Origin of the sequence: Actinomyces timonensis, from assembly GCF_040702965.1 — a bacterium.
In the GTDB taxonomy this organism is placed as follows: Bacteria; Actinomycetota; Actinomycetes; order Actinomycetales; family Actinomycetaceae; genus Actinomyces; species Actinomyces timonensis_A.
The window spans coordinates 1,653,918-1,666,906 of record NZ_CP159989.1; the positions used below are offsets into that span (position 1 = coordinate 1,653,918).

11 protein-coding genes and 1 pseudogene are annotated in these 12,989 nt (G+C 71.7%); 3 read left to right on the plus strand and 9 right to left on the minus strand.

Features of this window, described 5'->3' with window-relative positions; translation table 11 throughout:
* Window positions 1-90: 90 nt before the first annotated feature.
* Together ABXS69_RS07190 and ABXS69_RS07195 are read left to right on the plus strand one after the other, a co-directional pair.
* On the plus strand, window positions 91-2,031 hold the full coding sequence (locus tag ABXS69_RS07190; protein ID WP_366180039.1) for a helicase HerA-like domain-containing protein: 1,941 nt from the start codon (window positions 91-93) through the stop codon (window positions 2,029-2,031).
* A gap of 95 nt (window positions 2,032-2,126) precedes the next feature.
* Complete coding sequence (locus ABXS69_RS07195) at window positions 2,127-2,459, plus strand: hypothetical protein (RefSeq protein WP_366180040.1); 333 nt, start codon at window positions 2,127-2,129, stop codon at window positions 2,457-2,459.
* A 7-nt stretch (window positions 2,460-2,466) separates the two neighbouring features.
* Here the strand turns inward: ABXS69_RS07195 and ABXS69_RS07200 are convergent, their stop codons facing one another.
* From ABXS69_RS07200 to ABXS69_RS07235, 8 genes and pseudogenes are all read right to left on the minus strand, one after another.
* Window positions 2,467-5,448, minus strand: coding sequence for a class I tRNA ligase family protein (locus ABXS69_RS07200; RefSeq protein ID WP_366180041.1), 2,982 nt, complete (start codon window positions 5,446-5,448; stop codon window positions 2,467-2,469).
* A 168-nt stretch (window positions 5,449-5,616) separates the two neighbouring features.
* The gene (locus ABXS69_RS07205; protein ID WP_366180042.1) at window positions 5,617-6,069 is read right to left on the minus strand and encodes an HIT family protein; all 453 of its coding nucleotides are present in this window, start codon (window positions 6,067-6,069) and stop codon (window positions 5,617-5,619) included.
* A gap of 119 nt (window positions 6,070-6,188) precedes the next feature.
* Entirely contained in the window at window positions 6,189-7,001 is an 813-nt protein-coding gene (locus tag ABXS69_RS07210) for a metal-dependent transcriptional regulator (protein WP_366180043.1), read from the minus strand.
* Complete coding sequence (locus ABXS69_RS07215) at window positions 6,998-7,708, minus strand: vitamin K epoxide reductase family protein (protein ID WP_366180044.1); 711 nt, start codon at window positions 7,706-7,708, stop codon at window positions 6,998-7,000. Before ABXS69_RS07215 ends, ABXS69_RS07210 begins: the two co-directional genes overlap by 4 nt.
* A gap of 98 nt (window positions 7,709-7,806) precedes the next feature.
* Window positions 7,807-8,559 (minus strand): hypothetical protein, encoded by a 753-nt coding sequence (locus ABXS69_RS07220; RefSeq protein ID WP_366180045.1) that lies wholly within the window; start codon window positions 8,557-8,559, stop codon window positions 7,807-7,809.
* Window positions 8,560-8,594: 35 nt separating this feature from the next.
* Window positions 8,595-9,438, minus strand: a pseudogene (locus ABXS69_RS07225) (HAD hydrolase family protein).
* A gap of 83 nt (window positions 9,439-9,521) precedes the next feature.
* Window positions 9,522-9,692 carry a methionine/alanine import family NSS transporter small subunit gene (locus ABXS69_RS07230; RefSeq protein WP_366180046.1) on the minus strand — a complete coding sequence of 57 codons (171 nt, stop codon included), beginning with the start codon at window positions 9,690-9,692 and terminating at the stop codon, window positions 9,522-9,524.
* 1 nt (window position 9,693) lies between these two features.
* Window positions 9,694-11,280: a sodium-dependent transporter gene (locus ABXS69_RS07235; protein ID WP_366180047.1), complete on the minus strand. Its 1,587-nt coding sequence runs from the start codon at window positions 11,278-11,280 to the stop codon at window positions 9,694-9,696.
* A gap of 457 nt (window positions 11,281-11,737) precedes the next feature.
* On the opposite strand from ABXS69_RS07235, the gene ABXS69_RS07240 reads away from it, so the two are divergent.
* Window positions 11,738-12,010: a DUF1540 domain-containing protein gene (locus ABXS69_RS07240; RefSeq protein WP_366180048.1), complete on the plus strand. Its 273-nt coding sequence runs from the start codon at window positions 11,738-11,740 to the stop codon at window positions 12,008-12,010.
* A 28-nt stretch (window positions 12,011-12,038) separates the two neighbouring features.
* Here the strand turns inward: ABXS69_RS07240 and ABXS69_RS07245 are convergent, their stop codons facing one another.
* A complete protein-coding gene (locus ABXS69_RS07245; protein ID WP_366180049.1) occupies window positions 12,039-12,941 on the minus strand; it encodes a hypothetical protein in 903 nt (300 codons plus the stop codon).
* Between the last annotated feature and the right edge of the window lie 48 nt (window positions 12,942-12,989).

The window sequence follows — 12,989 nt, forward strand, 5'->3', positions numbered from 1 at the left end:
CCGACGATAGCCGTGCCCAGCCGCGCCGTCAGAGACTCGCGACCGCACGCGTCGGCGTTTCCCCCGGACTCTCTCCTCTACCATGGCGCCATGACTGACACGCCTGACATTGCTCGTCTCAAGGCCGAGGCCGCGCAGGCCGCCGCCGAAGCCGCCGCCGCAAAGGCCGCCGCCGCCCAGGCCGCTCTCGAGGCCGCCTTGGCCAGCGGTGCCGCTCAGGGGGCTTCCGAGGCGGCGCCGGCTGATCGCAGCGCGCGGAAGGCGGAGGATGAGCCCGCCGAGCCCGGGGCGGCCGCCGAGCCGGCCGCCCCCGATGCCCCTGCGCAGGCCCCCGCGGAGCCGTCGTCGACCGAGCCGGAGGGCTACGCGGCGCGGGTGCGCGATGGTTACGCCTTCGACGGGCGTGTGCTCCCCGTGGGCACCTACCTGGAGACGACCCCTGCATCGGGCGATCCCGCCCCGGTCAAGGGCGTGCGCGTGGGCATCCCCATGGCGCTTCTCAACCGCCACGCCCTGGTGGCTGGCGCGACGGGCACCGGCAAGACCCGCACCCTGCAGCTGCTGGCCGAGGGGCTGAGCTCGGCGGGGGTGCCCGTGTTCCTCTCCGACATCAAGGGCGATCTCACGGGCATGGCCGAGCCGGGGGCCACGAGTCCGAGGCTGGAGTCGCGCACGGCATCGACCGGCCAGGACTGGAAGCCGGCTTCGTTCCCGATGGAGCTGTTCAGCCTGGGGGGCCAGGGCAAGGGCACGCCGATCCGCACGACGATCACGGAGTTCGGCCCGGTGCTGCTGGCGCGCGTCCTGCGCCTCAACGAGACCCAGACCTCCGCCCTCCAGCTCGTCTTCCACTGGGCGGATTCGCAGGGGATGGCGCTGCTGGACCTGAAGGACCTGCGCGCGGTCATCAACTACCTGGTGAACACCGACGCGGGCAAGAAGGAGCTCAAGACCATCGGCGGCGTCTCGGAGGCGACGGCCGGGGTCATCCTGCGAGAGCTGGCGGCCCTGGAGGCCAGCGGCGGGGACGCGTTCTTCGGCGAGCCGGGCCTGGCCGTGCAGGACCTCATGCGCGTGTCCCCCGATGGGCGCGGCGTGGTCTCCTCCTTGGAGCTGGAGGACATCCAGTCCCAGGGCACCCTGTTCTCCACGTTCCTCATGTGGCTTCTGGGCGAGTTGTTCGAGGCGCTGCCGGAGGTCGGGGACCTGGACAAGCCGAAGATGGTGTTCTTCTTCGACGAGGCGCACCTGCTGTTCGCGGATGCGACGAAGGCGTTCATGGAGGCCGTCACGCGCACGGTGCGACTCATCCGCTCCAAGGGCGTGGGCATCGTGTTCATCACCCAGTCGCCCACGGATGTGCCCAACGAGGTGCTGGCGCAGCTGGGATCGCGGGTGCAGCACGCCTTGCGCGCGCACACTCCCGACGACGCCGCGAACCTCAAGAAGGCGGTCTCGACCTTCCCGACCTCGCCCCTGGACCTGACCAAGGTGCTCACCTCGCTGGGAACGGGCCAGGCCGTGGTGTCGGTCCTCGATGAGAAGGGCCGCCCCGCCCCGGTGACGGCCGTGGTGGTGGACGCCCCGGCCTCGGTGATGGGCGCCGGGCAGGAGTCGACGGTGCAGTCGCTGCTCTCCGGCTCGCCGCTGGCCGGCAAGTACGGCACCGTGGTGGACAACGAGTCGGCCTATGAGCTGCTGGAGAAGCGCATCGCGGCCGAGACCGAGGAGGCAGCCGCCGCTGTGGCGGCCGAGGAGGCCCGCAAGGCGGCGGAAAAGGCGGCCGCCGCTGAGGAGAAGGAGCGGGCGAAGGCTGAGGCCGCTGCGGCCAAGGCCGCTCAGAAGGAGGCCGAGCGCCAGGCCAAGGAGCTGGAGAGGCTCCAGCGCCAGGCTCAGAAGGAGGCCGAGCGCCAGCGCCTGGCCGCCGAGCGGGCCGCGGAGCGCCGGCACCGGGAGATCGAGAAGACGATCGGCGTCGTCGGCCGCCAGATCGCTCGCTCCGTCCTCGGCAACGTCCTGCGGAAGCGCTGACACGACGGGAACCGGGGGCGCGCTGATGAGTCACACCACGAGCACGCAACCCGGCCCCGTCCAGACGGTCCGGGTGCGCTGGGCCTGGCACTGGGGTGCCGGCCTCATACTGCCCGACCCTCATCGGCGCAGTCCTGGTGGGGGCCGTCGCCGCAACGCACAGCGCCCTGGCACGCTCACTGCGCGCGCGATCTGAGCGGAGTGTCGGCCGCTACGGCCACCTCGACTGGATGGACACGAGCACCCCGGAGTCGATCACGGTGCTGGGTCCCGTCAACCTGCTGCTCGCCGTGATCTTCTCAGGGGTGTCTCTCCTGCCCGTCGTCGGGCCGCTGGCGGGCAACACCATGCTCTGGGGCGGTGTCGGACTGCTCGTCGCGGTCATCGCCATCGAGTCGGTGCGTGCCACCCGCCAGCAGCGCGGCTGAGGCGCGCTCACTCGGGCACGATCGAGACGAGCTTGGGGGCGCGGACGATGACCTTGCGCACGCCCTTGCCGTCCAGGGTGCGCAGAACGCCGGGGGCCGCCAGGGCCAGCCGCTCGAGCTCCGCCTCGTCGATCTGCGGGTCCACCTCAAGGCGGTCACGGACCTTGCCCTTGACCTGGATGACGCAGGTGACCTTCTCGGCAGCGAGCAGCGACTCGTCCTCGACGACGGGGAAGGCCTCGTAGGCCAGCGACGCCTCGTGCCCCAGGCGCTTCCAGATCTCCTCACAGATGTGCGGCGCGACCGGCGAGGCCATGAGGACCAGCGCCTCGACCGCCTCACGCGGGGCAGCCTGCAGGCCGGTGAGGTGGTTGTTGAGGACGATGAGCTTGGCGATCGCCGTGTTCAGGCGCATACCCTCGTAGTCAGCGCGCACACCCACAATCGTCTGGGCGACCAGGCGGCGGGTGGCGTCGTCGGCAGGCTCCTCACAGACGACGAGATCCCCGGTGGCCTCATCGACGACGTTGCGCCACAGACGCTGGAGGAAGCGCTGGGAGCCGGCGACGGCGCGCGTGTCCCACGGGCGGTCCTGGTCGAGCGGGCCCATGCTCATCTCGTAGACGCGGAAGGTGTCCGCCCCGTAGGCGTCGTACATCTCGTCGGGGGTGACGATGTTCTTCAGGGACTTGCCCATCTTGCCGTACTCACGGGCCACGGGCTGGCCCTGCCACGAGTACGTGACCGTCCCGTCAGCCTGCGTCGTCTCGACGACCTCGTCGGCGGGCACGTACTGCCCGCGCGCGTCCGTGTAGGCGTAGGCCTGGACGTAGCCCTGGTTGAAGAGCTTGTGGTACGGCTCGGAGGAGGAGACGACCCCCAGGTCGAAGAGCACCTTGTGCCAGAAGCGCGAGTACAGCAGGTGCAGGACCGCGTGCTCAACGCCGCCGACGTACAGGTCGGTACCCCCGGAGGTGTTGCCCCCCTCAGGCCGGGGGCCCATCCAGTACGCCTCGTTGGCCGGGTCGATGAGCGCCGTCTCATTCGTTGGGTCCGCGTAGCGCATCTCGTACCAGCACGAGCCCGCCCACTGCGGCATCGTGTTGGTCTCGCGGTAGTACTTCCTGGGCCCGTCGCCCAGGTCCAGCTCGACCTCCACCCACTCGGTGGCCTTGGACAGCGGCGCCTCCGGGGAGGAGTCGGCGTCGTCGGGGTCGAAGGAGCGCGGAGAGTAGTCGGTGACCTCCGGCAGCTCGATCGGCAGCATGGACTCCGGGACGGCGTGGACGAGGCCGTCCTCGTCCCAGACGATCGGGAAGGGCTCGCCCCAATAGCGCTGACGGGAGAAGAGCCAGTCGCGCAGGCGGTAGGTGACCGCGCCGCGGCCCACACCCTTGGCCTCCAGGTACTGGGTCATGGCGGCCTTGGCCTCATCCTTGCCCATGCCGTTGAGGTCGATCTCGCCGTTCGCGGAGTTGACGAGCGGGCCGTCGCCGGTCCAGGCGGCCTCCTCCAGGCTGAAGCCCTCGGGCGGCTGGATCGTGGCGACGACGTCGATCCCGTACTTGCGGGCGAAGTCCCAGTCGCGCTGGTCGCCGGAGGGAACCGCCATGATCGCGCCGGTGCCGTAGCCCATGAGGACGTAGTCAGCCACGAAGACCGGCACCTGGCGCCCATCCACCGGGTTGATGCCGAACAGGCCCGTGAAGACGCCGGTCTTGGCCCGGCCCTCATCGGTGCGCTCGGCGTCCGTCGCGGCGGCGGCGTAGGCGCGGTAGGCGGCCACGGCCTCGGCCGGGGTGGCGTGCCCGCCGGTCCAGGCCTCCTTCGTGCCCTCGGGCCAGGCCGTGGGCAGCGTGAGGGCCGCGGCGTCGTCGTCGATCTGGGCCTGCGTGCGGGCCGAGGCGGCGGAGGGGGCGCCACCCAGGATCGGGTGCTCGGGGGCCACCACCATGAAGGTGGCGCCGAAGAGCGTGTCCGGGCGCGTGGTGTATACCGTGAGCGCGTCCTGGCAGGCTCCTGCGAGCGCGGCTCCGGGCACCGCGTAGGTCACCTCGGCGCCCTCGGACCGGCCGATCCAGTTGCGCTGCATGAGCTTGACCTTCTCGGGCCAGTCAACAGTGTCGAGGTCCTCGGCGAGGCGGTCCCCGTAGGCGGTGATCCGCATCATCCACTGGCGCAGGTTGCGCTTGAAGACGGGGTAGTTGCCGCGCTCGGAACGGCCCTCGGAGGTGACCTCCTCGTTGGCCAGCACCGTGCCCAGGCCAGGGCACCAGTTCACCGGCGCGTGGGAGATGTAGGCCAGCCGGTGGGAGTCGACGACGTCGGCACGCTCGCTGGCACTCAGCTCGGACCAGGGGCGCCCGTCGGGGGTGGCGACCTCACCGGAGGCGAGCTTGGCCTCAAGCTCGGCCACGGGCCGGGCGGCGCCGGTGCCGCGGCCGTCCCGGCGCTCGGCGGTGGGGTCGAACCAGGAGTTGAAGATCTGCAGGAAGATCCACTGGGTCCAGCGCACGTAGTCCACGTCGATGGTCTGGATGGAGCGGCGCGAGTCGTGGGACAGGCCGAGGCGGCGAAGCTGGCGGCGCATGTTGGCGATATTGGCCTCAGTCGACACGCGCGGGTGCTGGCCGGTGGCGACGGCGTACTGCTCGGCGGGCAGCCCGAAGGCGTCATAGCCCATCGTGTACAGGACGTTCTTGCCGGTCATGCGGGTGAAGCGGGCGATGACGTCCGTCGCGATGTATCCCAGGGGGTGGCCCACGTGCAGGCCTTTGCCGGAGGGGTAGGGGAACATGTCGAGCATGAAGAACTTCTCGCGCTTCGCCCCAGGGCCCGCGAGATCGCCCACGGGGTTGTCCGCCCAGAAGGTGCCCTCGCTCTCCCAGCGGTCCTGCCAGGAGGTCTCGATGCTGCCCGCCAGCGCCGCCGTGTACCGGAAGGGAGGCGCGTCAGTGGGCTCCGGGGCGGCTACGGGGTTCTGGGTCATGGTGCTCTGCGCTCTTTCCCTGATCATCATGCCCTGAGGGGCTTCATCCCCCAGGGATCGTGGCTGGGGGCCAGCCTATCCCCCGGCCGGGCCCTCCCCGCGCCATGCCCGAGCGGTGGGCGCCACCTCCCCCTGAGGGGCCGGTCACGTCCGGGCGCGCGGTTCCGCTCAGCGGGTGCCCGGAGCGCCTGGGGCGCTGGTGACGACGAACTCCTCCCAGCCATCCTCAGCCAGTCCGGCGCGCAGGCGCTCCATGGCGGCCTCGACCTCCTCGGGGGCGACGTCCTTGCGGGCGGAGGAGAACTGCAGGTCGGCCTCGGTGCGGATGGGCAGGACATGCACGTGGAGGTGGTCGACGCCGTAGCCGGCCACCATGACCCCGGCCCTCGCGGCCCCGAAGACGCGGGTCTGGGCGGCCCCGATGCGCCTGGCCACCACGGCCAGGTGGGCGACGAGCTCGTCGGGGGCGTCGACGTAGGAGTCGATCTCCTGGAAGGGGACGATGAGGACGTGCCCGTCGGTGTGGGGCTCGATCGTGGCGAAGGCGGCGCAGTGCTCATCGGCCCACACGAAGGAGCCGGGGATCTCGCCGTTGATGATCTTGGTGAAGAGGGTGGTCATGCGCCCCATCCTCCCAGACGAGGGCGCCGAGCGCCGGCAGCCGGCGGCCTTCGGCGGTTCGAGCGGATGACGCCTGCGGCGGCGGTCCGGCCGCCGACCGCGCCCGCCGCCCGGCCCCGTCAGTCCTCGGCGAGAACCCACAGGGAGCCCGCCGGGATCACGGCCTCCCCCGGTCCTGGTGCTCCACCGGTTGCCCCCACCACCTCGGGGGCGTCCACCCGCCCCTCTCCAGTGGCGCCGACGAGGCGGATGCGGCTGGGGCGCAGGCCCGGGTCGCCGTCGGCCCGGGCCCGTCCCGTCACGACGATCCGCGAGTCCAGGCCGATCCCGGCTCGGCCAAGGGCCTGGAGGGTGTCGGGGTCGTCCTGGATGCGGGCCACGGAGCCGGTCTCCCCCACGCGCAGCGCGTCGAGGCTGCGCAGGGCGGGGGCCGCCATGGCGCCGTCGGCAGCGGGGATCGGATCGCCGTGGGGGTCGCGCGAGGGCCGCCCCAGGGCGGCGTCGATGCGATCCAGGAGGCGCTCGGAGACGGCGTGCTCGAGGACCTCGGCCTCCTCATGGACCTCGTCCCAGTCGAAGCCGAGGGCCTCCACGAGGTAGGTCTCCAGGAGGCGGTGGCGGCGCACCATGCCCATGGCGCGGCGCGTGCCCTCGGCGCTGAGCGTGACGGCGCGGTAGGGCTCATGCTCCAGGAGGCCGGCATCGACCAGCCGGGAGACGTTCTCCGATGCCGTGGAGGCGGCCACCCCCATGCGCTGGGCCAAGCCCGTGATGGAGGCGCCGGCGCCGCCGCGCTCAGTGGCGGCCCAGACCGCCTTGAGGTAGTCCTGGGTGACGGTCGAGTCAGCGGGGACGGCCGTGTCGATGGAGCGCGCGGGTGCCGCCGCGCGCACGCGGCTCTCCTCGCTGCCCTGGCGGGCGGGGGCGCTCATCGCAGCAGCGCCATCCACTCGGACCACAGACCGACGACGACCGCGAGGGCGATGAGCGCGTAGAGCGCGGCCGCGCCCCACCAGCGCCAGGCCACGAGGCGGCGAGCGGTCGCGGGGCTGACGCCCAGGTGCCCACCGGCGGCGGCCCACGCCCAGGTGGAGGTGGCCACGGGGATGGTGACCGCCCAGATGAGCATGCAGAAGGGGCAGAGCTTGCCCAAATCCATGACGGAGACGAACAGGAACCAGGCGACGAAGAGGATCCCGCCGATGGTCCCGGCCGCCATGCCCCGCCACGCCCAGCGCGGCAGGCGCGTCCCGCCCAGGAGGAGCGCGCCCAGCGTCAGGAGCACGGCGAAGGCCATCGCCCCGATGTGGGCGTTGGGCACGCCCAGCAGGTTGCCCTGCCATATGTCCAGGGAGGCGCCGCAGGAGACCAGGGGGTTGATGTCGCAGGACAGGCCCGCGAGGGGCTCCTTGATCTGCTTGATGTGGGCGGCGACGAGCTCCCAGCAGGCCCCGAGCGCGATGATCGAGCCGATGACGAGGAGCCAGGCGTAGCCGCGGGGAGCCCCGGAGGAGGCGGTGGCGCCGGAGCCCTCGACCTCGAGGATGGTGGTGCCGGGGTCCTCGGCGCTGGCGAGGTAGGCCTCCAGCTCCTCCTCGCTCATCGCGTCGATCTCTGCCTGGGTCGGCACGTGGGCCATGACGGCGCTCCTCTCGCTGCTCCGGTCATCGACCGGCCGCGCGCCTGGTGACGCGACCGGCTCATTGTGCACCCTGGGGTGCTTGATGACGCGACTATTCAGCCCTCGGCCCTCGTCGTGCCCCGCGTCTCGCCCTCATCGACGGGATCAGGCTCCCAGGCCCCGGTGCTCGCCGGGGTCGCGGGGGCGGCTCCCCGGCCGGGCGCGGTGCCGGGCGCTGGGGGCGGCCCGGTCGGGCCCGGGGCCGCCGTGGGGCCATCGGTCGCGCCAGGCGCGCTGGCGCCGGTGGGCTGGGGCGGTCCCTGCCAGGCGCCGACGGTGACTGAGGCGTCGGGGCGCAGGATGATGGCCCGCCAGGCGATGAGCGCGCCTTCGGAGGTGAAGGCGAGCTCGTGGAGCCAGGTCTCCTGGGTGACGGGGCCGATGGAGGTGCCGCCCTTGCCGGCGCCGGAGGTGAGGGCGTTGACCCGCCCCCTCTCGCCGTCGACGGCGGTCATCCCCCGCTCCTCGTGGACGTGGCTGGCCAGGAGCAGGGGGACGCAGCCGAAGGCCTGGAGGGGCGCGAAGGCCTGGGGCCGGTGGACGAGGACGACGACGGAGTCGAGGTTGGTGGACCAGTGGGCCTCGTGCGGGCCGACGGGCGAGGAGGCCTGCGCGGTGGCGGCGCCGAGGCCGAGGCTGATCGGCCCGGAGACGAGCAGCAGCCCCAGGGCGCGCACGGCGCGGCGAAAGCCGGAGCCGCGGGACCACCATGCCCGCCAGACGACCCGCCGGAGCCTCATGAGCGCCCCGATGGGCGCGGTAGGCGGAGAGCCGGAACGGGCCCGGCCCGTCGCTGGCACCGGTCTCATGGGGCCTGGTCCTGGTGGGTCATCAGCCAGCGCCCTCAGGCGCCCCCGGCGGCGATGCGCTGGGCGAGATCGGCCACGAGCGCAGCGGTCTCCTCCCAGCCGGACACGGCGTGGCAGGGAATGCCGAGCGCGAGCACCGGGTAGTCGTTGCCCTCGGGGTCGAGGCGGTCCCCGACGAACAGCATCCGCTCGCCGGGGATGCCGGTGACCTCCGCGAGGCGGGTCATCCCGTAGGCCTTGTCGACTCCCTTGAGGGTGATGTCCACGCTGGTCGAGCCCCCGGAGCGGACCTCGAGCCCGGGCAGGCGGGCGGCCACGGCGTCGCGCAGGGCGCCCTTCTTCTCCCCCGTCGGGTCCCAGGCGCGCTTGGCATCCAGCGGCGCCTCCTGACCGAGGGCGGAGAAGGTGATCTGGCTGCCGCGGTCCTCGAGGATATCGCCCCAGGTCCGCTCCTCCCACAGGCCCAGTCGTCGGGCCTCGGCCTCGACGACGGCGAAGCCCTCCTCGATCTGCTGCGGGCTCAGGTCGTTGGCGTAGACAAGCCGCCATCCGGGCATGCCCTCGATGGCGCGCGCGTCCTGGTCATCGGCGTGGGCGGTGCCGGCGGCAGCGCCATGGACGTAGTAGCGGGTGCCGCAGGTGGGCATGAGGTGGAGGCGGGAGAAGCTCGGCGTCGTCGGCGCCGAGGTGGGCGAGGACCTGGTCGCGGAATTGGCCGATCTGCCCCCCGGAGATGACGCAGACGGGGACGACGTCCAGCAACGAGCGCAGGGCGGTGGCCATGGGCTCGGGCATCGCGGACTTGGAGGGGGCGAGGGTGTCGTCGAGGTCGAAGGCCACCAGCGCGGGGAGCGCCGGCGCGGAGGAAGAGGTGGTCATGAGGTGATTGTCGCCCACGGGCCCCGGTCCGCGGAAACGGATCGGGGCCCGGCGCGCCGCTCCCGGCCAGTGGCGCGCCGGGCTCAGGAGCCCTGCCCGCCGCGCAGGTGCTCGTGGGCCGCGGCGAGGGCCGCCTTGCGGGCCTCCCGGTCCTCCCGGCGCCCACGCACGTACAGGGCGGTGACGGAGACGGCCAGGCCGCCCCAGATGATGATGATCGAGACGAGCATGAGGATGATGGCGGCGCCGGTCATGTCAGTACTCCTTCTCGATGGTGGTGATAGGGGCGTCCAGGTCGATGGGGGTGAAGTCATCCACCGGGGTCCGCCACTTGGCGAGCGTGAGCAGGGCGACGATGACGGCGCCCAGCGCGAGCATTCCCCAGCCGAAGGCGCCGATCATGGCATCGGAGTAGCCCTCGTAGCCGTCCCGGACGTACGACAGCGCCGTCTGGACGATCATGTAGCCCAGGGCGAGCGGGGCGACGACGGCGATGAGGAAGCGCCACCAGGCCCCCACCACGCGGGTCTCGGAGACGAGGTTGAGGTGGCGCTGGAGCGGCTTGGCCCTGCGCAGCACCCAGGTCACGCCGATGCACATGATGATGGCCGAGCCGACCACGCCGATGTTGTTGATGAAGGCGTCGACGATGTCGAGGTCGAACAGCCCTGAGGCGGTGCCGAACAGCACGAGTGAGAGGACGGCCGAGGGGAGGCAGACCAGGAGGGTGGCGCGCGGGACGGACAGGCCGATCTTCTCGGAGACCCCGGGGACGACCACCTGGATGATTGAGATGAAGGAGGTCAGCCCCGCCATCGCGAAGGACGCGAAGAAGAGCACGCCGAAGATCGGGCCGCCGGGCATCTGGGAGATGACCGTCGGGAAGGTGACGAAGGCCAGCGAGGGCCCTGAGATCTTGTCGATCTCCCCCACGGCGATGCCCTGGTTGTGGGCCATGAACCCGAGCGTCGAGAAGACCCCGATCCCCGCCAGGACCTCGAAGGAGGAGTTCGCGAAGGCCGCCACGAGCCCCGTGCCCACGAGGTTGGAGCGCGGGCGCAGGTAGGAGGCGTAGGTGAGCATGATGCCGAAGCCGATGGACAGGGAGAAGAAGATCTGCGCGAAGGCCGCCATCCAGACCTTGAAGTCGCCAAGCGAGGACCAGTCCGGGGTGAACAGGGCGTTGAGCCCGCCGGTGGCGCCGGGCAGGAGGACGGCGCGCACCACGATCGCCAGGAACATGACGACCAGCAGGGGCAGGAAGATCCTGTTGGCCTTCTCCACGCCGTTGCTCACTCCGCGCGAGATGGTCACGATGCCGAAGGCCCACACGATGACCAGGGGGATGATGACCCCGACCATGGGGGTGATCGAGAACGACGGCGCGGCGTCGCCGAACTGGTCCAGGCCGACGTAGCGCGAGAAGAAGCCACCGGCGTCGTCCCCCCAGGCCAGGGTGACGGAGAAGACCATGTAGCTGAGTGCCCAGGCCACCACCACGGCATAGTAGGTCATGATGACGAAGCAGATGAAGACCTGCCACCAGCCGATCCACTCGAAGCGCCTGCTCAGGCGGCGGAATACCGCTGGGGCGCTGCCGCGCAGGCGGTGGCCCAGGGCGTAGTCGAGAAAGAGGAAGGGGATCCCGACGAACAGCAGCGCGATGATGTAGGGGATCATGAAGGCGCCGCCGCCGTTGGAGTAGGCCACGCCGGGGAAGCGCCAGATGTTGCCCAGCCCGATGGCCGAGCCGATCGCGGCGAAGAGGAAGCCGACCTGGCCGCTCCACTGCTCTCGCTCGGGTGCCCGCGCCGCTGCGGCGCCGTCGGTGCTGGACGACATGCTGTGCCTTCCTGGGGTGAGGCGTCGGAGCGGTGCCCGGCGCGGGGAATCGAGAATGCCGTGGGATCGCGCGCGAAGCGCGCCCCGAGGCGAACCTCGGCACCGTAGCCCCGCGCGCACCGCCGCCAGCGAGCGGTCCATCATCCGGGACGCGGGTCCCGGTCAGCGCCGACCGGTCAGCCAGGGGCATTGCGCGCTTGCGAAAATACTTCAGCCCAGGCTCACCTGGCTTTGTTTGGCAACGACCGGAGGCGTGAACTCGCGCGGTCGGACAAATCCGGCACTGCTGGCGCGCCCACGCGGATCAGCTCGGGATATGCCTGGAATTCCAACACTTCACTGTTCCCCGGCGACGCCTTGAGGGTTACCTTCCTTGGCATCGCCGGCGGAACTGAGTCACCTTATTCATATCCGAAGTCAACCGGCGCCGCGAGGCGCCATCCGAGAGGAGCCCACCATGGCCGCCGTCGCCCCCATCTCCACCTGCACCGCCACCTCCTGCGCCTTCAACAACGGGGGCTGCACCGCCTTCGCGATCACCGTCGACGGCGCCGCGGCCTGCTCGACCTTCATCACCCTGGACGCCCGCGGCGGCCTGCCCGTCGCCGAGGGGCACGTGGGGGCCTGCCAGCGCCTGGAGTGCGCGCACAACACCGATCTCATGTGCACCGCTGATGGCGTGAGCATCGGCGGGGACACCGCCGCCTGCCTGTCCTACGAGGCCAGCTGACGCGCGGCCCCCGCGGCGCGAGAGGGGCTCAGCCCAGTTGGAAGCGCGCGGGCAGTAGTTCGTCGGCGAGCGCCCCCAGGGCCGGGGCGATCTCAGCCGGGGCGAGAGGCGCGCCGGGAAGGGCCACGAGCACGGTGCGGGTCTCGTCGGAGCCGACATGCATGAGCGTGACGCCCCAGGGGTCGGCGTCGACGACGAGGACCCTCTCGATGAGGCTCCGGGCCACCCCGGCGCTGGGCCGCCTCGAGTGCAGCGAGCCCGGGGCCTCATCGGCGATGACGGCCTCGCACAGGGCGCGCAGGGACAGATCGCCGACGGATCGCACGGCCTCATGCGCGTCAAGGACGTCCAGGGGCGACCAGGCGGTCCGGGCGGCCACGGCCTCCTCATCACCCTGACCGGCGAGGTCCTCCACCATATGGCGGGAGACCCCATCGGGGCCGTGGAGGATGACGCGGCTGCCCTGGACCAGCGCGAGGCGCGCGCCAGGGGTACGAGCGAGCTCGCTGACGCGACCGAGGGGGTCCTCCCCCGTGACGGCGCAGTGGCACGCGGGAGTGGCGCTCTCGGCGAGGACGGTCTCAACCCAGTTGGCGGGGACCCAGCGGAGGGTACCCAGGACATGGGCGCTGGCGGCGGTGACGCGGATGCCGGGCTCGGAGGCGTCAAGCACGATGTCGAGGCGGACGTCGACGAGGCGGTCATCCGGGGCGTCGGCCAGGGGCGTGCCGGGCTGGGGGCGGATGGCGATGAGGATGAGGCCTTCGACGTCGAGCGCGTGGGCGACGTAGGCGCCGCCCACGGACGGATCGAGCCGGTAGGCGCTCACGGCGGCGCTTCCGGCGCCCGCGAGGAGTCTGCGGGCCATGCGGCGCGCGCGCTCGTCGATCCCTGGCACCCCAGTGCTCTGGTGCTCGTGGGCAGGACTCATGCCGTCTCCTTCATCAGGCGATCGGGCGGGGCGCTCCCAAGCGCCCTC